The organism is Rhodoferax mekongensis (assembly GCF_032191775.1).
GTDB classification, from domain to species: Bacteria; Pseudomonadota; Gammaproteobacteria; order Burkholderiales; family Burkholderiaceae_C; genus Allorhodoferax; species Allorhodoferax mekongensis.
This window is the reverse complement of record NZ_CP132507.1, coordinates 408189-429308: the sequence shown is the minus strand read 5'-3', so window position 1 is coordinate 429308 and position 21120 is coordinate 408189. Positions and strand designations below refer to the sequence as shown.

18 protein-coding genes and 1 riboswitch are annotated in these 21120 nt (G+C 60.0%); of the genes, 15 read left to right on the top strand and 3 right to left on the bottom strand.

Annotation, left to right across the window (positions count from 1 at the left end):
* Positions 1-10: 10 nt before the first annotated feature.
* A complete protein-coding gene (gene recQ / locus RAN89_RS02075) occupies positions 11-1858 on the bottom strand; it encodes a DNA helicase RecQ (RefSeq protein WP_313868017.1) in 1848 nt (615 codons plus the stop codon).
* Positions 1859-2077: 219 nt separating this feature from the next.
* Positions 2078-2158, top strand: a riboswitch (S-adenosyl-L-homocysteine riboswitch).
* Between the two features lie 24 nt (positions 2159-2182).
* Here recQ and RAN89_RS02070 point away from each other — a divergent pair.
* The 10 genes from RAN89_RS02070 to RAN89_RS02025 all read left to right on the top strand — a co-directional run bounded on the left by RAN89_RS02070 (position 2183) and on the right by RAN89_RS02025 (position 13422).
* Positions 2183-3259, top strand: a complete 1077-nt coding sequence (locus RAN89_RS02070; RefSeq protein ID WP_313868016.1) for a homocysteine S-methyltransferase family protein — start codon at positions 2183-2185, stop codon at positions 3257-3259.
* 89 nt (positions 3260-3348) lie between these two features.
* On the top strand, positions 3349-3972 hold the full coding sequence (locus RAN89_RS02065) for a hypothetical protein (protein WP_313868015.1): 624 nt from the start codon (positions 3349-3351) through the stop codon (positions 3970-3972).
* A 25-nt stretch (positions 3973-3997) separates the two neighbouring features.
* On the top strand, positions 3998-4996 hold the full coding sequence (locus RAN89_RS02060; RefSeq protein ID WP_313868014.1) for a Gfo/Idh/MocA family protein: 999 nt from the start codon (positions 3998-4000) through the stop codon (positions 4994-4996).
* A 29-nt stretch (positions 4997-5025) separates the two neighbouring features.
* Positions 5026-7791 (top strand): methionine synthase, encoded by a 2766-nt coding sequence (gene metH, locus RAN89_RS02055; protein WP_313868013.1) that lies wholly within the window; start codon positions 5026-5028, stop codon positions 7789-7791.
* 105 nt (positions 7792-7896) lie between these two features.
* Complete coding sequence (locus RAN89_RS02050; RefSeq protein WP_313868012.1) at positions 7897-8379, top strand: glycine zipper 2TM domain-containing protein; 483 nt, start codon at positions 7897-7899, stop codon at positions 8377-8379.
* Positions 8380-8538: 159 nt separating this feature from the next.
* The gene (locus RAN89_RS02045; RefSeq protein WP_313868011.1) at positions 8539-9354 is read left to right on the top strand and encodes an outer membrane lipoprotein; all 816 of its coding nucleotides are present in this window, start codon (positions 8539-8541) and stop codon (positions 9352-9354) included.
* Positions 9355-9400: 46 nt separating this feature from the next.
* Positions 9401-11167 carry a GspE/PulE family protein gene (locus RAN89_RS02040; RefSeq protein WP_313868010.1) on the top strand — a complete coding sequence of 589 codons (1767 nt, stop codon included), beginning with the start codon at positions 9401-9403 and terminating at the stop codon, positions 11165-11167.
* A 2-nt stretch (positions 11168-11169) separates the two neighbouring features.
* Positions 11170-12408 (top strand): type II secretion system F family protein, encoded by a 1239-nt coding sequence (locus RAN89_RS02035; protein ID WP_313868009.1) that lies wholly within the window; start codon positions 11170-11172, stop codon positions 12406-12408.
* 3 nt (positions 12409-12411) lie between these two features.
* The gene (locus RAN89_RS02030) at positions 12412-12933 is read left to right on the top strand and encodes a hypothetical protein (protein WP_313868008.1); all 522 of its coding nucleotides are present in this window, start codon (positions 12412-12414) and stop codon (positions 12931-12933) included.
* A gap of 189 nt (positions 12934-13122) precedes the next feature.
* Entirely contained in the window at positions 13123-13422 is a 300-nt protein-coding gene (locus tag RAN89_RS02025) for a pilin (protein ID WP_313868007.1), read from the top strand.
* A gap of 166 nt (positions 13423-13588) precedes the next feature.
* Here RAN89_RS02025 and RAN89_RS02020 read toward each other — a convergent pair whose 3' ends face one another.
* Together RAN89_RS02020 and RAN89_RS02015 are read right to left on the bottom strand one after the other, a co-directional pair.
* Positions 13589-14500, bottom strand: a complete 912-nt coding sequence (locus tag RAN89_RS02020) for a tetratricopeptide repeat protein (RefSeq protein ID WP_313868006.1) — start codon at positions 14498-14500, stop codon at positions 13589-13591.
* Between the two features lie 20 nt (positions 14501-14520).
* Positions 14521-15699 (bottom strand): O-antigen ligase family protein, encoded by a 1179-nt coding sequence (locus tag RAN89_RS02015; RefSeq protein ID WP_313868005.1) that lies wholly within the window; start codon positions 15697-15699, stop codon positions 14521-14523.
* A gap of 167 nt (positions 15700-15866) precedes the next feature.
* On the opposite strand from RAN89_RS02015, the gene RAN89_RS02010 reads away from it, so the two are divergent.
* Genes RAN89_RS02010 through RAN89_RS01990 form a run of 5 tightly spaced genes read left to right on the top strand, consistent with a single transcriptional unit; the run spans position 15867 to position 21075 of the window.
* Positions 15867-16349 (top strand): pilus assembly FimT family protein, encoded by a 483-nt coding sequence (locus RAN89_RS02010; RefSeq protein ID WP_313868004.1) that lies wholly within the window; start codon positions 15867-15869, stop codon positions 16347-16349.
* Complete coding sequence (locus RAN89_RS02005) at positions 16342-16776, top strand: type IV pilus modification PilV family protein (protein WP_313868003.1); 435 nt, start codon at positions 16342-16344, stop codon at positions 16774-16776. Before RAN89_RS02010 ends, RAN89_RS02005 begins: the two co-directional genes overlap by 8 nt.
* Before the next feature lie 2 nt (positions 16777-16778).
* A complete protein-coding gene (locus RAN89_RS02000; protein ID WP_313868002.1) occupies positions 16779-17693 on the top strand; it encodes a PulJ/GspJ family protein in 915 nt (304 codons plus the stop codon).
* The gene (locus RAN89_RS01995; RefSeq protein ID WP_313868001.1) at positions 17690-18085 is read left to right on the top strand and encodes a hypothetical protein; all 396 of its coding nucleotides are present in this window, start codon (positions 17690-17692) and stop codon (positions 18083-18085) included. The genes RAN89_RS02000 and RAN89_RS01995 overlap by 4 nt, the downstream gene beginning before the upstream one ends.
* 29 nt (positions 18086-18114) lie before the next feature.
* The gene (locus RAN89_RS01990) at positions 18115-21075 is read left to right on the top strand and encodes a DUF6701 domain-containing protein (protein ID WP_313868000.1); all 2961 of its coding nucleotides are present in this window, start codon (positions 18115-18117) and stop codon (positions 21073-21075) included.
* The last annotated feature ends 45 nt before the right edge of the window (positions 21076-21120 follow it).

Genomic DNA, 21120 nt, shown 5'->3' with positions numbered 1-21120 from the left:
TGAAAGGCATTTACTGGAGCGCGACAACCTTCAAAACGTCGTCGGCATAAGCCTCCAGCTTCTTCGCTCCAATCCCGCTGATGCCCTGCAAATCGTCGATAGATTGAGGGGCACGTTGTGCAATGGCCGCCAAGGTTGCATCGTGAAAAATCACATAGGCCGGCAGATTGTGCTGCTGCGCCACCTCTGCACGCCATGCCTTCAGGGCGGAATAACGTAGCAAACCCTCACTGTCGAGATTGATAGGCGCCTTGACCACAGCGCCCAAGCGCGCATTGCGCCGTGGCTTGCGATCTGCCGGCGCTGACACCGACTCCCTCAACATCACTGCAACTTCGCCCTTGAGCACTGCGCGCGACTCTGCAGTCAATTGCAGGGTGTTGAAAGCCTGCGCATCCACGGCCACGGCGCCCATGGCAATCAACTGGCGCAGTACACCGCGCAATTGCAACTCGGTGAAATCCTTGCCGATTCCGAAGGTGCTCAGGCTCTCGTGGCTGTATTGGGTGACTTTCTCGGTCGTCTTGCCGCGCACGATGTCCATCAGGTGGCCCGCGCCGAAGCTTACCCCGCTCATTTGCTGGATGCGGTAAATGGTGCTGAGCAGTTTGCGGGCAGCATCCGTGCCATCCCACACCTCGGGTGGATGCAGGCAGTTGTCGCAGTTGCCGCAGGGTTGGCTCTTCTCGCCAAAGTAGCCCAGCAAGCGGACGCGGCGGCAATCGGTGGCTTCCGCCAAGCCCAATAAGGCGTCCAACTTTCCGCGCATGACCTGTTTGAACTCTTCGCTGGCCGGGCTTTCGTCAATCATGCGGCGCTGGTTCACCACGTCTTGCAGGCCATAGGCCATCCAGGCATCGGCCGGCAGCCCGTCACGCCCGGCGCGGCCAGTCTCCTGGTAGTAGCCCTCGATGTTTTTGGGCATGTCGCGGTGGGCGACAAAACGGACGTCCGGCTTGTCGATGCCCATGCCGAAAGCAATGGTGGCCACCATGACGATGCCTTCCTCGCGCAAAAACCGGTCCTGGTTTAGTTGGCGTACTTTGGCATCCAAACCCGCGTGGTAAGGCAGGGCTTTGATACCCGCATCCACCAAGGTCTGCGCCATGTCTTCCACTTTTTTGCGGCTCTGGCAGTAGACGATGCCGGCCTCTCCCTCATGCTCGCGCTCGATGAAGCGCAGCAACTGGGTGGTGGAGTCCTTCTTTTCGACAATCGTGTAGCGGATGTTGGGTCGGTCGAAACTGCTGACGAAGGCACGGGCCTCTTCGAGCTGCAAACGTTCCAGAATGTCGGCACGGGTCAGGTCGTCTGCCGTAGCCGTCAGGGCGATACGTGGTACGCCGGGGTAGCGCTCATGCAACACGGTGAGGTTGCGGTAGTCGGGCCGGAAGTCGTGGCCCCACTGACTCACGCAGTGGGCTTCATCGATCGCAAACAGGCTCAGCTTGCCACGCTCAAAGAGCGAATCCAACAAGGCCAGAAAGCGTGCGTTGCTGACCCGCTCGGGTGCCGCGTAGAGCAGGGTGATCTCGCCGCGCAGCAGTTGCTGCTCGACGTGGTAGGCCTCGTCGCTGGTGAGGGTAGAGTTCAGAAAAGCTGCACTCACCCCGGCTTCATGCAGGGCGCCCACCTGGTCGTGCATCAGCGCAATCAGGGGGGAAATGACCAGCGTCGCACCCAGGCCCGCTTGTTGGCGGGCAATGGCAGGAACCTGGTAACAGAGGCTTTTGCCACCGCCCGTGGGCATAAGCACCAGCGCATCCCCGCCCGCGATCACATGCTCCACGATGGCTTGCTGGGGCCCGCGGAAGGCCTGGTAGCCAAATACATCGTGAAGAATCTGCAGGTGAGGCACTTAAAACGCTATCAAATCAGGAGCTGCTCGCGCATATTCCGCGGGCGCCAGGTGGCAAAAAGGCATACATTTCCCTTGGTTAGACCGCCGTAGGGCCGCCATGGGCAGGGTTTCTATTGTCGGGCAAGCCGGGTGCCTATCTATGGCACAGTAGCTTCAGCTGCCCGGTGCTTATTTGCAACGCGGCAATGCGGCGCGCGCTTGTCGTTTAAAATCCACCCACCCAAGGGGCGCTGCAGCCGCAACGTGTGAACACACCGAACCGGTCAGGCTTGGGGACTCCAACTGCGCTCACTTGTTTCAATCCACATAGTGAGCCGCACCATGAAGCCCATCACCTATACCCGCGCCCAAGCGCTCCCCGGCATTCTGGCCAGCCGCATCGCCATTCTGGACGGCGCCATGGGCACCATGATCCAGCGCTTCAAGCTGGGCGAGGCCCAGTACCGTGGCGAGGGCTACGCCGGCCCGGGCAGCCAAGGCGACCGTTTCAAAGACTTCCCCAAAGACGTCAAAGGCAACAACGAGTTGTTGAGCCTGACACGTCCGGACGTGATCACCGACATCCACGAGGCCTACTTGGCCGCCGGTGCGGACATGATCGAAACCAACACCTTCGGCGCCACCACCGTAGCCCAGGCGGACTACGACATGGCCGACTTGGCCATCGAGATGAACTATGTGTCTGCCAAGTTGGCCCGCGCAGCGTGTGACAAGTTCAGCACCCCTGAGAAGCCGCGTTTTGTGTGCGGCGCCCTCGGCCCCACGCCCAAAACCGCCAGCATCAGCCCCGATGTGAACGACCCCGGCGCCCGCAATGTGACATTTGAAGAGCTGCGGGCCGCTTATTACGATCAGACCAAGGCGCTGGTGGAAGGCGGGGCGGACGTCATCTTGGTGGAAACTATTTTTGACACGCTCAACGCCAAAGCCGCGCTGTTTGCAGTGGACGAATACTTCGAAGCCAGTGGGGAGCGCCTGCCCATCATCATCAGCGGCACCGTGACCGACGCTTCCGGCCGCATCTTGAGTGGCCAGACAGTAACCGCCTTCTGGCACAGCGTGCGCCATGCGCAGCCACTGGCGATTGGACTGAACTGCGCACTCGGTGCAGCGCTCATGCGCCCCTACATCCAGGAGCTGAACAAGGTGGCGACGGACACCTTTATCAGCTGCTACCCTAACGCGGGCCTGCCCAACCCCATGAGCGACACCGGCTTTGACGAAACGCCGGATGTGACCAGCCGTTTGGTGCGGGAGTTTGCGGAAGAGGGCTTGGTCAATATTGTGGGTGGCTGCTGCGGCACCACCCCCGACCACATTGGTGCGATCGCCCATGCGGTGAACCCGATTGCGACCCGCAACGTGCAACGCGGCTACTTTTATAAGGATGCTGCGTGACGGCACATAGGTCGTCACGCAGCCTCTTAGCGGCCAGGTCTGGCGCCGCGACCTTGCCAGACCGACACACTTAACCAGGGAGAAAATTCATGAGATCTATCGCCATCGCAGCGATTGCCATTGCTATTTCAAGTGGCGCTGCTGCCCAGAACCAAAGTGAGACCCTTAAGCCAGCTTCGCCATGGCAGTTCTTCGGGTCTTTTGGTTATAACTTTGGGGACGGAAGCGAGGAGCTCGTCAAGGGCAATTACGCTAACAATGCCGGTACCTATTCCATCAAAGCCGGCAATGGACTGGCGGTAGCTGCGGGGGTGAGTTACTCCATCACTGATAAGGCGGATATCCAGTTCTCCCTCGGGCATGAGCGCACCTCCACCAGCGGAAGCAATGGCGACTTCACTTTCACCCGCGTACCCGTGGAGTTGCTTGGTTTTTACAACTTGGGCGATCACTGGCGTGTGGGTGGCGGCTTGCGTTTGGCAACCTCTGCAAGGTTAGAGTCCTATGGCGTCGTTTCGGGTGTGGGTAACTACGATTTCACACCTCGACCTGGTTATGTGCTGGAAGCGCAATATCTGACCAAGCGCCATGCGAATCCTATGGGCCGGTTTGGGGTCGCATTCAAGTTGGTGGATGAAACATTCGAATACGCACCCACCAACTACACCGCCAAGGGCCATCATCTGGGTGTCTCCTTGATTTACTACCGTTAAGCCTGACAAAAAGGACCCACTTGCCATGAACAAAGTCCGCTGGGGCGTGCTGAGCACTGCCAAAATCGGGATGGAGAAAGTCACCCCTGCGCTTCAGCGCAGTCAGTGGTGCGACGTCCAAGCCATTGCCTCGCGCTCCCTGGAGAGCGCGCAGGCGGCGGCGGGCAAGCTGGGTATTCCCAAAGCCTACGGGTCCTACGAGGAGTTGTTGGCGGACCCTTCGATAGAGGCCATTTACAACCCTCTGCCGAACGACCAACACGTTCCTTTGACGCTGGCAGCAGCCCGCGCGGGCAAGCATGTGTTGTGTGAAAAGCCGATCGCCCTGAACGCCAATGAGGCAGCCCAGCTGCGTGAAGTGGCGGGCAAAGTGCACATCATGGAAGCCTTCATGGTGCGCTTTCACCCGCAGTGGCTGCGCACCCGCGAGCTGGTGCAAAGCGGTGCGTTGGGTGATTTGCGTACGGTCCAGGTCTGGTTCTCGTATTTCAACCGCAGTGCGACCAACATCCGCAACGATGCCACCAAGGGCGGCGGCGCGTTGATGGACATCGGTTGCTACCCCATCGTGGCCGGGCGCTTTTTGTTTGGCACAGAGCCGGTGCGGGTGATGGCCTTGGCAGACATGGACACCGACTTCGGCGTGGACCGCACATTCAGCGCCTTGCTCGATTTTGGTGATGGCCGGCGTCTGGATTTCACGGTGTCCATGCAAACCACGCCCTACCAAAGGGCTCACGTGGTAGGTACGGAAAAACGGGTGGAGATTGAGATCCCGTTCAATGCGCCCCAAGGCCAGGAAACTCGCATCCTTGTGGACGATGGCAAGGTACTCGGCGGTCGCGAAGCCGTCGTGGAAACCTTTGCGGCTTGCGATCAGTACAGCCTGGAGGGGGATGCCTTCTCGCTCGCTATCCGTGGTGAGCAAGCCTTGCAATACGGCGTGGAAGACGCCATCCAGAACATGCGCATCATCGATGCCCTGTTTGCCTCCCAGCGCACGGGCGCCTGGGTTGCGGTTTAAGCCGCTGATCATTGATTTTTAGGTCATTTATGTCTCTAGCACCCGTCGAATCTGCGCAAGCAGCTCCTAAAACCGTAGCGCCCATGCTGCTCTCAGGCCTGGAGCCCATCACCATCGACAGCAGCAGCCTGTTTGTGAACGTCGGTGAGCGCACCAACGTCACCGGTTCCAAGGCCTTCGCCCGCATGATCTTGAACGGCCAGTTTGAAGAGGCTTTGGCCGTGGCCCGTCAGCAGGTGGAAAACGGGGCGCAGATCATCGACATCAACATGGACGAGGCCATGCTGGACAGCCAAGCCGCCATGGTGCGCTTCCTGAACCTGATCGCTTCTGAGCCCGATATTTCCCGCGTGCCGATCATGATCGACAGCTCCAAGTGGAGCGTGATCGAAGCGGGTCTGCGCTGCGTGCAGGGCAAGGCAGTGGTGAACTCCATCAGCATGAAAGAGGGCGTGGACGAGTTCAAACGCCAGGCCAAACTGCTGCGCCGCTATGGCGCCGCCGCCGTAGTGATGGCCTTTGATGAAAAAGGCCAGGCCGACACCTACCAACGCAAAGTGGAGATCTGCGAACGCGCCTACCGTGTGCTGGTGGATGAGGTGGACTTTCCGCCTGAAGACATCATCTTCGACCCCAACATCTTTGCCATTGCCACCGGCATTGAAGAGCACAACAACTACGCAGTGGACTTCATCGAGGCTACCCGCTGGATCAAGCAGAACCTGCCCGGCGCCAAGGTGAGCGGTGGCGTGTCCAACGTGTCGTTCTCCTTCCGCGGCAACGACCCGGTGCGTGAAGCGATTCACACTGTGTTCCTGTACCACGCGATCAAAGCCGGCATGGACATGGGCATCGTGAACGCCGGCATGGTCGGCGTGTACGACGACTTGGAGACCACCCTGCGCGAGCGCGTGGAAGACGTGGTGCTGAACCGCCGACCTGACGCGGGCGAACGCTTGGTGGAGATTGCCGAAACGGCAAAGAGCGGCGCCAAGGACGAGAGCAAAAAGCTGGAATGGCGCGGCACCCCCGAGGCTCCTGTGGCGGTGGCCCAGCGCCTGAGCCATGCCTTGGTGCACGGCATTACCGACTTCATCACCGAAGACACCGAAGAAGCCTACCGAGAGATTCTGGCGAAGGGCGGCCGTCCACTGCACGTGATCGAAGGCCCGCTCATGGACGGCATGAATGTGGTGGGGGATTTGTTCGGCCAGGGCAAGATGTTCCTGCCGCAAGTGGTGAAAAGTGCCCGCGTGATGAAGAGCGCGGTGGCGCACCTGCTGCCCTACATCGAGGCTGAAAAGCTCGCCATGGTGGAGGCCGGTGGCGAGGCGAAAGCCAAAGGCAAGATCGTGATTGCGACCGTGAAAGGCGACGTGCACGACATTGGTAAAAACATCGTCACCGTCGTGCTCCAGTGCAATAACTTTGATGTGGTGAACATGGGCGTCATGGTGCCTTGCCATGAGATCTTGGCCAAGGCCAAGGAAGAGGGCGCAGACATCATCGGCCTCTCCGGCCTGATCACCCCCAGCCTGGAAGAGATGCAGTACGTGGCCGGCGAGATGCAGAAGGACGAGTACTTCCGCAGCCGCAACATCCCGCTGCTCATCGGTGGCGCCACCTGCAGTCGCGTTCACACCGCCGTGAAGATTGCGCCCAACTACGAAGGCCCGGTGGTCTATGTGCCCGATGCTTCCCGCAGTGTCAGCGTGGCCCAGAGCCTGCTCAGCGAAAGCGCTGCTGCTTATATTGCCGAGCTCAACGCCGACTACGACAAGGTGCGCCATCAGCACGCCAGCAAAAAGCAAACGCCTTTGTGGCCCTTGGTCAAAGCGCGCGCCAACAAAGCGTCCATCGATTGGTCTGCCCACCAGCCCACCGTACCGAAGTTCATCGGCCGCCGTGTGTTCAAGAACTTTGACCTGACCGAGCTGGCCAAGTACATCGACTGGGCGCCGTTCTTCCAGACCTGGGACCTGGCGGGCCCGTTTCCTGCCATCCTCAAGGACGAGGTGGTGGGCACCGAGGCCGTGCGGGTGTACTCCGATGGCCAGCGCATGCTCAAGCGACTGATCGAAGGGCGCTGGCTCACTGCCAACGCCGTCGTGGCCTTGTACCCTGCCAACACGGTGAATGACGACGACATCGAGTTCTACACGGACGAGAGCCGCAGCGAGGTCGCCATGACCTGGTACGGCCTGCGCCAGCAAACCGAGAAGCAGGAAATAGACGGTGTGATGCGCCCCAGCCGTTGCCTGGCGGACTTTGTGGCCCCCAAAGGCGTCAAGGCGGACTACGCCGGCATGTTCGCCGTCACAGCCGGTATCGGCGTGGACAAAAAGGAAAAGTATTTCCTCGATGACCATGACGACTACTCCGCCATCATGCTCAAGGCGATTGCTGACCGCCTTGCGGAGGCCTTTGCCGAGTGCTTGCACCATCGTGTGCGCACCGATCTCTGGGGCTACGCCGCAGGCGAGTCGCTCAGCAATGAGGACCTGATCGGTGAGAAGTACAAAGGCATCCGCCCCGCACCCGGCTACCCTGCCTGCCCGGACCACAGCGTCAAGAAGGACATGTTCGCTCTTCTGCAGTGCGAAGAGGTCGGCATGACGGTGACCGAGAGCCTGGCCATGACCCCGGCGGCCAGCGTGAGCGGCTTCTACATCGGGCACCCGGACGCAACCTACTTCAATGTCGGCAGGATCGGGGACGACCAGGTGCACGACCTGGCTGAGCGCCGCAAGCTCGACCGCACCGCGCTGGAACGCCTGCTGGCGCCCAACCTGTAAGGCGCTTTGGTGTGACAAAGTAGGCATATGGCCGGGAAGTTTTTATCCGGCTGTGTGCTTTTAAGGGGCGCTGTGCGTTGAGTCGGGGTAACTCCAAGGTTCACCATGCGCCTCCATCCATTTTTTGGTAATTTCTTAGTCACAGGCTTCATCTGGGCCTTGGCTGCCTGCCTCACGGTAACCGCACCGCTTGCACAATCGCAGCCCCTGGCGGCCGTGGAGCGGAGCGCAGTCTGTGGCGAATGCGGAATCGTTGAATCGGCTGTCGAAATCCCTCGTGACACACCCCATAGTGGTGTGGGCGCGGCTATCGGTGCAGCGGTAGGGGGGCTTATCGCCAACAAAATCGGTGGCGAGGAAGGTAAAACCATGGCCACCATCATCGGACTCCTAGGCGGCGTATGGGCTGGCAATGCCATTGAGAAGCAACTCAAGCAAAAGCCCGGCTGCCGCATTGTGGTGCGTATGCAGGACAACACGCAGCGCACGTTTGAACAGGACGCGTTCCTGCCGGTAGGTTCACAAGTGCGTGTTCAAGGTGGAACTTTGGTGCTCATGGAAAGAGACAGTGCGGTGGAGTCCACCTGATTCCCCCTTGAAAGGCAATGCTTTCAGCGGCTGGCTTTACCCAGCGTTACAAATCAGATACCTCCCAGCCGGATGGGCTGTGTACCTTTAAGCACATGCGGGCGTTAGCTCTTTAGCGGGACCGGTCCGGTTGTCCGTATGGCTGTTTGAAGGAGATGTATGTCGACTGTTTTGTCTCATTCCGGTGCGTCAGCTGCCGGGAACAAGGTGTTGTGGGGTGCCATCGGTGTGCTGGGTGCCAGTACTCTCGCGCTGGGAGCCGTCGTGCTGCGCCAGCAGATGGGCCCGGCCCAGCCGGACGCGCCCCTGGAGGTCGTGGCCATCCATTCACCCGCTACGCCTGCACCTTTGGAGTCCGTGCAGGCGCCCACGGCCGCTGTAGTGCCTGCAGTCACTCCTGTCGTTTTGGATAAAAAAGTGCCATCGGCGCCCGCCAAATATGCGCAGACAGCTCCTAAATCAGTAGCAAATCAAGGGGCGACCAAGGTGTCTGCGCCGGTCGTGACGCCGGTAGCAGGTGTGCCGGTCGCCCATAGTGCGCCTGTGGCGGCGGCACCCGTGCCCGTTCAGGCTCCTGTGCAGCTTCCCGCCAGAGTCGTGTGCGCCACGTGCGGCGTGGTCGAGAGTGTGACGCCGGTTCAGCGCGAAAGTGCCAACCCCAGTGGCGCGGGCGCGGTGGCAGGCGCGTTGCTGGGTGGTCTGGTGGGCAACCAGTTCGGCGGCGGTGACGGCAAAGCCCTGGCCACTATTGCCGGTGTGTTGGGCGGCGGCTGGGCCGGGAACACCGTGGAAAAGCGCCTGAAAAAAGACACGGTCTACCTGGTCGAAGTACGCATGGAAGACGGCAGCGTTCGCACCATCGAGCAGGCGAATAGCGCCAGCGTCGGCCAGCATGTGACGGTGGAGGGCAACAGCATTACCCCGGCGCGCAGCCCCGCTGAGCGGAATCCCGCCCCTTTTAACAGCGCTACATAAAAGGTTCGCGTGCTATTATTTTTGCAAACCGCAAAAGGAATAGCGCATGAACATGGCAACGGCAGCGCCCGGTGCGCCGGACGGTCCACGTCCCCCCTCGGGCCGCCCTGAGAAACTGCGTTTGGGTGATGTGCTGGTCCAGCAAAAGCTGATCTCGCAGGAGCAACTGCAACAGACCCTGGACCTGCAGCGCACCACCGGCAAGAAGGTGGGGCGCCTGCTGATTGAAACCGGCGTCATCACCGAAGAGTTGCTGGCCAACGGCCTGGCACGGCAGCTGCGCATTCCCTTCGTCAACCTCAAGACCTTCCCCTTCCGCGCCGACGTGGTCAAGCTGCTGCCCGAGGCCGCGGCGCGCCGCTTCAAGGCGCTGGCTTTGGAAGACAAGGGCGATACCTTGCTGGTGGCCTTGGCCGACCCCTTGGATTTGTTCGCCTACGACGAGCTGACTCGTCTGCTCAAGCGCAACATCAGCATTGCCGCCGTGCCGGAAAGCCAGCTGGCGCTCGCCTTCGACCGCCTCTACCGCCGCACCGAAGAAATCAGCGGCTTGGCCCGCGCCCTCGAAAAAGACCTGGGTGATGCGGTGGACTTCGGTGAGCTGACTGCCAGTGTGGGCCTGGAAGGCGCGCCGGTGGTGCGCTTGCTGCAATCCTTGTTTGAAGACGCCATGCAGGTCGGGGCATCCGACGTGCATATCGAGCCGCAAGAAGGCTTTTTGCAGATCCGCGTGCGGGTCGACGGCGTCCTCCAAACCCAAACGCAAGCCGACAAACGTATCGGCGGAGCGCTGGCCCAGCGCCTCAAGCTGATGGCGGGGCTGGATATCTCTGAAAAGCGCTTGCCGCAAGACGGCCGCTTCTCGGTGCGCCTGAAGGACAACACCATCGACGTGCGTCTGTCCACCTTGCCCACCACCTACGGCGAGTCGGCAGTGATGCGCTTGCTGAACCAGGGCACCGGCATGCGGCGCCTGGACACCATCGGCATGCCGCCGGACATGCTCAAGCGCTTCCGCGATGTGCTGACCCGCTCCTCGGGCATGGTGCTGGTGACCGGTCCCACAGGCTCCGGCAAAACTACCACTTTGTACGCCGCGTTGGCAGAAATCAACGCGGCGGAACTCAAGGTCATCACGGTGGAAGACCCGGTCGAATACCGCCTGCCCGCCATCACCCAGGTGCAGGTCAATGACAAGATTGAGCTCACCTTTGCGCGCGTGTTGCGCGCTTGCTTGCGACAGGATCCGGATGTGATTCTGGTCGGTGAAATGCGCGATGCGGAGACGGCAGAAATCGGCCTGCGTGCTGCCATTACCGGCCATTTGGTGCTCTCTACCCTGCACACGCGCGATGCGATCAGCACCCCCTTCCGCCTGCTGGATATGGGTGTGCCGCCTTTCATGGTGGCTACCTCCTTGCAGGCCGTTATTGCGCAGCGTCTGGTACGGCTCAATTGCCAGGATTGCCTGGCTCCCCATTCACCCACGCCGCAAGAGCAGTCGTGGCTGGAGTCCATGCTGGAGCCGGGTGACACCGTAGCGCCCAAGCGCGGCTTGGGTTGCTCCACATGCAACGGCACGGGCTACTCCGGCCGGCAAGGGGTGTATGAATTGCTGGAGATGGACGCCGCCCTCACCCACGCAGCATCGCACAGCGACCCTGCCGGCTTCCTGCGGACTGCACGGGAGCGCATGAAGGGCCACACCATGGCCTTCCATGCCTTACAGATGGTGCGTGCAGGCAAGACCTCTTTGGCAGAAGCTTTGCGCATCGGCTTCGATGCCGATGACGACGAAGCCATGGTGGGCTGAAGATGGCCGTTTACGACTGGCGCGGACGCAATAACCGGGGCGAGGCTGTCAGCGGCCAGCTTGACGCCATGACGGAGGGCGGAGTGGCCGATCAGCTGCTGTCCATCGGTGTGGCACCGGTGCACATTGCCTTGGCCAAGGCAGTGGAAAGCAAGGAGAAGAAAGACCCTCTCGCGTTCCTGACCCGTAAGCCGGTGGACGTGGAAGATCTGTTGATTTTTTCGAGGCAGATGTACACGCTCAACAAGGCGGGTGTGCCCATTTTGCGAGCCTTTGCGGGGCTGGAGGCCTCGGCGACCAAGCCGGCCATGGTGGAGCTGCTCAAGGACGTGCGCTCCAGCCTGGACCAGGGGCGGGAGCTATCGGCTGCGCTGGCGCGCCATAGCGCACTCTTCGGTAACTTCTACATCGCCATGATCCGCGTGGGTGAGATGACGGGCCGCCTGACCGAGGTGTTCTTGCGTCTGAATGAACACATGGAGTTCGAGCGTGACGTGCGCGAGCGCATCAAGCAGGCCATGCGTTACCCCAGCTTTGTGATGATCGCGATGGCAGCCGCCATCGTGATCCTCAACATCTTTGTGATACCGGTGTTCGCCAAGGTGTTCGCCGGTTTCAACAGCGAACTGCCGCTGATTACGCGGGGTTTGCTCGGCTTCTCGAACTGGATGATTAACTGGTGGCCCATGCTGCTGGCTGTTGTGGCAGGGGCGGTGGTGGGCATACGCGCTTACCTGCGCACGCCCGCCGGCCGCTACCGCTGGGATGCCCGCAAGCTCAAGCTTCCCATTGTGGGAGACATCATTCTCAAGGCAACCTTGGCCCGTTTTGCCCGCAGCTTTGCCTTGTCCAGCCAGAGCGGTGTGCCGCTGGTGCAGGCCCTGACCGTGGTGGCGCAAACGGTGGACAACGCCTTTATCGGTGCCCGTATTGAGCAGATGCGGGACGGTATTGAACGGGGCGAAAGCATTTCCCGTTGTGCGGCGGCCACGGGTGTATTCACTCCAGTCGTCCTGCAAATGATCAACGTGGGCGAAGAGACCGGCGAGCTGGACAACCTGCTGTTTGAGATTGCCGGCATGTACGAGCGGGAAACGGACTACAGCATCAAGGGCCTGTCGGCAGCCATCGAGCCGGTGCTACTGGCCGTGATCGGTGTGTTGGTATTGCTGCTGGCTTTGGGCGTGTTTCTGCCTTTGTGGAACATGGGCCAGGCCGCCATGGGCAAGGGCGGGGGCTAGCCAATGGCAACGGCCTACATCCCTGAGAGCCCCCGTCCGGTCTGGAGCACACGCTGGGTGGAGTGGGGGCTGCTGGCGCTCTGCGTTGCCGTGGTCATGGGAGTTCTATGGCGTTATGGCCAGCAGGTACGTGCCCAGTCAGAGAGAGCCGCAGTCCAGAGTACGCTAGGCGCCCTGCGAACCGCGCTGGTGCTGGACTACGTGCACCGAATGATTCCCGCTTCAGGCAAATCCAGGGCCGCAGTCTCTACCTCTGTGGCGCTGCCCAACCCCTTTGACTTGCTACAACAACCGGCTCCCAATTACGCAGGCGAAGTACCTGCTGCTCTGTTGCAAGAGGTGGCACCCGGCCGGTGGGTGTTTGATAAGCGCTGTGGATGCGTGGGGTACAAGCCGCAGGACATCAGTGTTTTGGATGCGCCGGCGGGCAGCCAAGCGGTGTGGTTTACGGTGGAAACCACGGGCGCCGCACCCCAACTCCGGCCCATACAGTCTTACATGTGGGCGGGAATGCCCCTTGAATAGCCCGGTGCGCGCGTTAACGCGAGGAATACAAATTTGTGAAAAGCTTTGAAAAGACTTGCACTTATTGCATAAACCTCATGCACAGAATTACATCATTGGCCTAGAATTAGTCACGAAGCGAAGTCGGAACCGGTTCTTTTGACGGGCACCCGATCTCAGACTCACATATTTCCCTGAAAGGTGGACTCCATGAAACAAGTACAACGCGGCTTTACATTGATTGAGTTGGTGATGGTGATCGTGATTCTGGGCATCCTGGCCGCAGTTGCGATTCCGAAGTTTGTGGATTTGTCATCCGACGCGCGAGCAGCTTCTGTGGCCGGCGTTGCGGGTGCATTGTCGTCCGGCTCGGCAATTAACTATGCGGCCTATTCCGCCAAAGGCACCGCTACTGGCGGTGGCGTAACGGTGTCTTCTTGCGATGGGGCAAAGGCCACATTGCAGGGGGGGCCTATCCTACGAGCGGTGGCACCTATTCTGCCGCCATGACAACCGGCTCGTTTGTCACTACTGCAGGTACTTCCAATGGTTGCACCTTGACTCTGACACCAACCAGTGGTTCCGCTGTGACAGCAGCGTTTACAGCAATCGCAGTTCCTTGAGCATGGGCGGTCTTGACCGCTGAAAGCCATCAGAAAAGCCAGTGCGGGCGACCTCACTGGCTTTTTGTTTTCAGCTGCTCATTGCGACTGCGCATGCGCTCACGCCAAGGTTCGGGCGCTAACTTGACGGCATCTGCTTGGGCGCTCGTTTCAGCCGGCCAGCCTTGAACCCACAGCCGGAACGCCTGAACGGTCAAAGCTTCATCATTGTTTTCCAAGCCGATGGCCAGCGCGAACCGGACCAGGTCGTATTCCACTTTGCCTTGGGCAAAATAGGCGCGAAGTTGTTGGGCGGCTTGAGCATCTTGGCCAGCACGTCGCATCAGCAGAATGCCCAGCGCACGGGTACGTGGCGCATCGGGTTGCAGCGCTTCAAGCGCTTTCAATGCAGCTTGCGCTTCGCTGGGCCTCCTTAAGCCCGAATACAGCAGAACGCGGTTCGCGTGTACGTCTGGAATGTAGGGGCGCGATGCTGCAACGGAATTTTGGGCCCACAAGGCTGCTTCCAAATCGCCGGTCGCGGCAAACTGATCTGCAGCCAGGGAGGTGAGTTTGCGGTAGTGGGGATTGATGGCGACTCCTTCTTTCAACAAGGCAAACGCGTCTTGTTGTAGGGCACGACGTTGCGCCTCGGGTAATGGGGATGTCGCCATCAGCAGATTGAGTGTCTGCACACTGCGTACGATGCAGCTTTCTGCCTGCATCGCCTTGCCTCCGATCCACAAGGCCGCGAGCAAGACCAGCGCGAATCCTGCGATGGCAGCGCGGCAAACATTCCGCGGCACGGGCGCGGAGTCATGGGCATAGTTGCCCGCCACGAGCGCCAGGGCGACCATGAACAGAGCCCCCGTACTGGCCAGCCGCCACGGGAACCCCGCGTTGCTCACGATGAACAAAGCCAGCAAACTGCACAAGGCGACCGCCTGCAAGGCGCCCTGTTCCCCGGACGAGCCCGCTACCGGCAACTGCCATGTGCGTTGAGCGCTCAGGAGCAGGTAGGCCAGGAGTACCGCCAGGGCTCCCCCCCTACCGGCAGACCGTACTCCCCCATCAGTTGCAGGAACTCGTTGTGGGCATAGAAGTCGGTTTCCAGTGAGTTGTTCCAGCCCTGGTACAAGGGAATGTGGACCTCCCACGCACCGGCGCCCACACCCGTCCGGGGATTCGCCATCATCATGCGGGCGGTGGAGCGCCACATGCTGGAGCGGATGGAAAAAGAACCCACCGTGTATTCCGTCGTTTTGGCCATGGAGCCCGCGCGCAGCACGCTGCGCTCCAGCGGGGTGGTGCCGAAACTATCGGCCAAGAGCACCGGATGCCGAGTGGGCAGGGCACCCAGACTGAGCACGCCCGCCACCAGCACCAGGAGACAGGACCATCGCGAGCCCGTGCTCCACCCGGACACCGCCAAGGCATTCCGGAAGCGCCAGATCGCAAAAAGCAGTGCAGGACCCACCAGGCACGCCGCCACCAGCGCTGAGCGCGTGCCGCTCATCATGAGCGCCACGATGTTGAACGCCAGCGAGAGCGCCATGAGCTGCCGCCACCGTGGGGATTTGAGCTGTACCAGCAGGTAAGCCGAAAAAGGCAAGGTGCAGACCAGGTATTCCGCGAAGAAGTTGCGGTTGGCAAAGGTGGAGGCCGGCACTGCGGCTTGCGGAAACCAGTCCAGATTGCCCCAGAACTGTGCCGCCACCCAGGCTGACGCACCTACCGCCCCGATATGAATGCCGACCACGATGGAGAGCACGGTTTCCTTGCATACAACCTGCAAGGTCACCCACAGCAGCACACCCAGCAAGGCCCAGCGGCAGGCCTCCACGCCTGCAAGGTAGGTGTGGGACCATGCCATGCTTCCTAACGCGTAGGCACACAGCACGGTTGGAAAGAGCAGTATGCCGTGCAGCTTGAACCGGGGGGCGTCTTCGCCACGGAGCGCCATCCACCCCCATGCGATGGCGGCATACAGCACGCCCAATGCCAGCAATGTGGACTTCAGGGTGTCCTGGAGTACCCATTCCCCCGGGGCGCCAGCCATGGGCACCAGGGCCAGCGTCACCGCCAGAATTCTTGCCGCCAGTCGGGAACTTGCGGGTGCCAGCGGTCTCTCATCGCCGGAAAAGCGGTGGTTTTTGAGGGACTGGAGGGCCGGTGTTTCGGGCATAGTGCGAATAAGCTTGCGCAAGGACTACCGGTGCATGGCGTCAACGGCATTTGATGGTTAAATCTGCCTCTGGCGCCCATAAACATTGCGCAAAAAGCTCCTAAAAACATAGCGACTCTAAACCATCCATGGCACCAGAATGGACCGAAACACTTCCCAGGTTGAGGATGGCCGCCCGTTGCCGGAGCGGTCAGGCCGGTTTCACGCTGGTGGAGCTGGTGATGGTGATCGTCTTGCTGGGAATTCTGGCGGTTTACGCTGTGCCGCGCATTCTGAACTCTGGGGACTTTTATGCGCGGGGTTTTCATGACCAGTCGCTGGCCTTTTTGCGCTATGCCCAAAAAACGGCCATCGCGCAGCGTCGCACGGTGTGCGTGATTTTGAGCAGCAACGCCATCAATTTGCGGATTGCGAATGCTGCCGGTAGCAACACCTGCAGCGCAGCCCTGGCAGGCCCCGCTGGTGAGGCCGGCTTGAGTGCCCGCAGCGGTGTTGCGTTCAATGGCACGCCGCTCAGCTTCAACTTTGATGCATTGGGTCAGCCGGTCCAGACTAGCACCGGTGTGTCTGCCGCAACCCAGACCCTGCAGGTGGCAAACGTCAGCCCATCCATCACGATTGAAGCTGCCACGGGGTATGTGCATGAATAGCGCATCGCGTCATTCCGGCTTCACGCTGATCGAACTCATCATCTTTATTGTGGTCGTGAGTGCCGGTTTGGCGGGTATCTTGTCAGTGATGAATACCAGTGTGAAGTCCAGTGCCGATCCCATGGTGCGCAAGCAGGCCATTGCGATTGCGGAGTCCGTCCTGGAGGAGGTGTTGCAAAAAGCCTATGCCGACCCCGATGGCACCAACACCGGCGAGACAGGCCGTACGAATTGGGACAACGTGGACGACTACAACGGAAAGACCCAGGCCGATCTGGCGCTGCCTGCCGCTTTGTCGGCGTATGCCGTCACCATCGCAGTGAGCGACGGGAGCGCGGCGCTTGGCATTGCAGCCAGAAAGGTCACGGTGACGGTAAGCAGGGGCCCGGAGTCCATCACCCTGACCGGATACCGGACCAACTACTGACCATGACAGCGGTGACCATGCCCCCCCGTCAGCGCGGCTTCACTTTGGTGGAGCTGGTGATGGTGATCGTCATCCTCGGCATCGTGGGCGGCATGGTCGCGGTATTCATGCGCGCTCCAATTGAGGCCTACTTTGCCAGCGGACGGAGGGCGGCGTTGACGGACGTAGCCGATACCGCGGTACGTCGCATGTCCCGGGACCTGCGCAAAGCGCTGCCGAACAGTATCCGCACGTCAACCGTCAATGGTTCGGATAGTTGTCTGGAATTCATACCTACGCGCAACGGTGGGCGTTACCGTGAGCAGAACAGGGGGAGTTCTGACACCGCAGGCTTGGGGCTGAACTTTGCCGCAGCTGACGACAAATTCAATATGCTGGGCCGCAATGCCGATTGGAGCGCGGACCAGCAAATCAAGACCAACGACTTGATTGCCATCTACAACCTGGGCATCACCGGTGCCACCGCCTACAACGGCGACAACGTGGCCCGCGTCAGCATTTTGGCGTCTGACAACAGTAGCGGTTCGGAGGAAACAACCATTACCTTCGCTGCGGCGAAGCAGTTCCCTCTAGAGTCTGGCACCAAACGCTTCCATGTCATCCCGGTGGAAGAAAACGTGGTGGCCTATGTGTGCACCGGCGGCACATTGCGGCGCTTGGCGACACCGGGCCTCACCACGGGGAGTTCCCCCCTGTTCACGAGCAGCGCCACCAGCTACTGCGGCACCTCCGCCCAGCTTGCCAATGCCCCTGTGATTGCCTCCAATGTGGTTTGTGGCAGCAGTGGCTTTACCTATACGCCCGATACCGACTTGCAACGCAATGGCTTGGTGCAAATGACGCTGGTTATTTCTGACGTGAGCAACAATGAGTCTGTCAGCCTTTATCACCAAGTCAATGTGAACAACACGCCATGATTAACAGAGATGGAGCTCAACACGGTTTCGCTGCCATTGCCGCCATTTTTCTGGTGGTGATACTGGCTGCGTTGGGCGGATTCATGGTGACGTTCTCCAATACCCAGCAACTTACTGCAGCACAGGACTTGCAGGGGTCACGTGCTTACTGGGCCGCGCGGGCTGGACTGGGTTGGGGGATCGCGCAAGTCACGGCCAGCCCTGCGAACTGTCCCTCCGGTGCGCCAGCCAGTGTGGAGGGCTTTGCGCTTACTGTGACCTGCAGCCGGTCCAGTTACGCCGATGGGGCCAGTACTGTGGTGGTGTACCGGTTTGAGTCCAGGGCCAGCGCAGGTACCGCGGGCAGTGCCAATTATGTGGAACGCAGCGTCAGTGCTGCGGTGGAAATGTAATGTTCAATGTCCGATGCGGAGTGGGAAAGATGTCAGGCCGTGTGGTGTACTTGGTGCTTGGTTTTCTGTCGCTCCTGTGGTGCTCGTCGGCATGGGCGGTAACCATTGAGTTCAACAACACAGGCGGAACCTCGGCAAGCAACGGGCTTCGGTTTTTTATCGACGAAGACACCCAGATTCAGGTCAGGAGGCTTAACGGTACGGGTCAGGTCTATGAACCGAATACCACGCCACCGAGCAACTTGTTGGACAACGGCGTGTATTTGAGAGCCAACGGACTGGTGTACGGTCCTTCCCATTTTGCGCTAACGCCCAGCGGTGGGGCTTACGCTACCAGCACCATCACGGCCACGTCGCCTGCCAATCCGTCTTCATCGGGCGTGCAGCAAACGGCGACCTCCGCGTTGGGTATCAACTCCGGACCCCAAGTTTCGATTGTGTGGAAATACACAACGCCCCTGGATTTTCTTACCGCGGAGGTGACGGTCACCATTCCTTCGGGGTATCCCATCAGCGGGAGCAATCCGGTGCGCTACTACCACGTGTTCGACACCTATTTGGGGGGCAGTGATAACGGGTGTGGCGTGTCCTTTGTGGACGGCAATGGCAAGCGCGTCATCGGCACCTATCCCCCCGCCTCGGGAACCACCTGCCCGTCCAATACGGCCATCCCCACGGGGGTGAGCATTGTGGAGTCATTCCGAGAACGCTCTGGTTTGCCCTTTACCAAATATTGCGCCAGTGTCTGGTCCAATTTCTTCAACACGTCGACCTGCTCGGTTTCACAAGCGACCCAGATGTCGAATCAGGTGATCACTACCTATTCGGATACCGGCATCGGGATTGAGTACGACTTCACAGCGTCCGGTACCTACACCTTCAGTTACGATTTTGTAGTGGGGTCTCCGACCGTGCCCGCCTATGACCATCTGGAAATCCAGCATGACGGTAGCGCTACGCTGTGCCCCGAGACTATCAAGGTATTGGCCTGCACTTCTTCCACAGTTCCGTGTCCCGCTGCGAATATTGTGAGCACCGGCACGCTCACGGGCTCTATCACCACCACCCCCGGTACGCCCACAGTGACCAAAACGCCTGCCACATTCTCGGTGGGATCCGGCAACAACACGGCCAATGTGGTGCTGCAGGCATCCTCTGCCGGTTCGGTAGTGTTAGGCTCATCGGGCTTGAGCACGACCCCACTCAATGGCACCAAATGCTGGAACACCGCCACCTCCCTCCAGAGCTGTGCCATGACCTTCCTCGGCACGCCCTGCGTAGGCGGGTACGAGTGCATGGAGACCGGGGTAGGCTATACCAATCTGACAGCCACCCCATCAGGCCGCAATCCGCTTTACACCGAAATCAGCGGGCAGCCTTTCCGCTTTGATGTGGTGGCCTTGCAGGCTGACGGCAGTCAGTCAACCACCTACACCGCATCTTCCGGCGTAACGGTGGAGTTGTTTGACGATACGGCCAGCCCTGCGCCTTCATGCAGCAGCCGAACGGGGGCCATCGCCAGCCAGGCGCTGACACTGGCGACCACCGATTTGGGGCGCAAAACTCTTCCTACAGCGGTGACGGTGGCCAATGCCAGCCGCCAAGTCGTGTGTCGTGTCACCGATACCAATGTGACGCCCACGCTGTACAGTTGTTCGTCGGACCGGTTTGCGGTACGTCCTGCCCAACTTGCAGTGTCGACGCCAACGTTGAATAACACGGCGCAAACGGGGAGCCCCAGCGCGGTGGCTGGTACCACTTTTGTATTGAATGCATCTGCCGGCGTGACGACCGGTTACACCGGAACTCCAGCCATCGATGTCAGCAAGGTGGTGGATCACAATGGAGCCACCATTGCTGTGACAGCCTTGAGCGGCACATTTGCTGCAGGCACGGGAGCGCAAGCCACAGGCTCTTCCTTCAAATACCTGGATGTGGGAAACATCCAGTTCCAGGCGGATGCGGTGTCGGATTCCGGGTTTACGTCGGTCGACCAGGCCAACGGGGATTGCATTGTTGGCAGTACCTCCAATACGCTGAGCGGCGGCAAGTACGGTTGCAATATCGGGAGCCCGGCTTCCACCCGGTTCGGGCGTTGGTACCCCAGCCATTATTCATTTGCAGGCAGCCTCACCCCCAGTTGCGCAGCCGGCGGCTTTACTTATATGGATGAAGACGCTTTGGGTGTGCTGATGACTATCAAGGCCCACGCTTTCAGCGGGAGCGCTGCATCAGCCGCTGATCCCGTGACGAGTCGATATACCGCAGGCTACGGCACACTCGCTTCGCTGACACTCAGCGGCGACAACGCAGGCGCCAACGTGGCTGTATCGAGGCTTAGCAGCCCTGATTTTCCGATAATGCCTAACACGGCACTTTGGAGTTCCGGGCAGTGGGTCATCAATAACAGCTATGCCTTCAGCAAGCTGGTATCGCCGGACGGTCCCTATGACAGTTTCAAACTCAAAGCAACCATCGCAGACCCCGATGGGGGCACGTTCGTCAGTGCGACCAATGAGACCAATACGACCCGGATTCGTTCCGGGCAATTACGCATGTTCAATGCGTATGGTTCGGAACTGCTGTCTTTGCCCGTTCCCCTCGAGGCGCGGTATTGGAACGGTACCGCGTATGTAACCAACACGCTGGACAGTTGCACCACATTGAATCTCTCCAGCATTGCCATGTCCAACTACACCGGCAATCTCGCTGCGTGTGAAACCCAGATTTCGCCCACCACCACGCAAACCTTGTCAGCCGGCAAGTTGCCCGGCAACGGGCTGGTTTTGAGCAAGCCCGGACAGGGAAACAGCGGCAGTGTTCAACTGAGTATGAACGTGGGAAGCACGGCATCAGGTTCAACATGCGTGTCCAGCACATCCAGTGCGGCGACAGCAGCCAATCGCCCGTGGTTCGGCAGCAACCCCAGCGCCAGAGCGACTTTCGGGGTCTACAAGAGCCCCTTGATTTACCTGCGTGAAAATTACTGACGAAACCACAATTCGTACATTGACTTGAAAAACCTGCCAAATCGA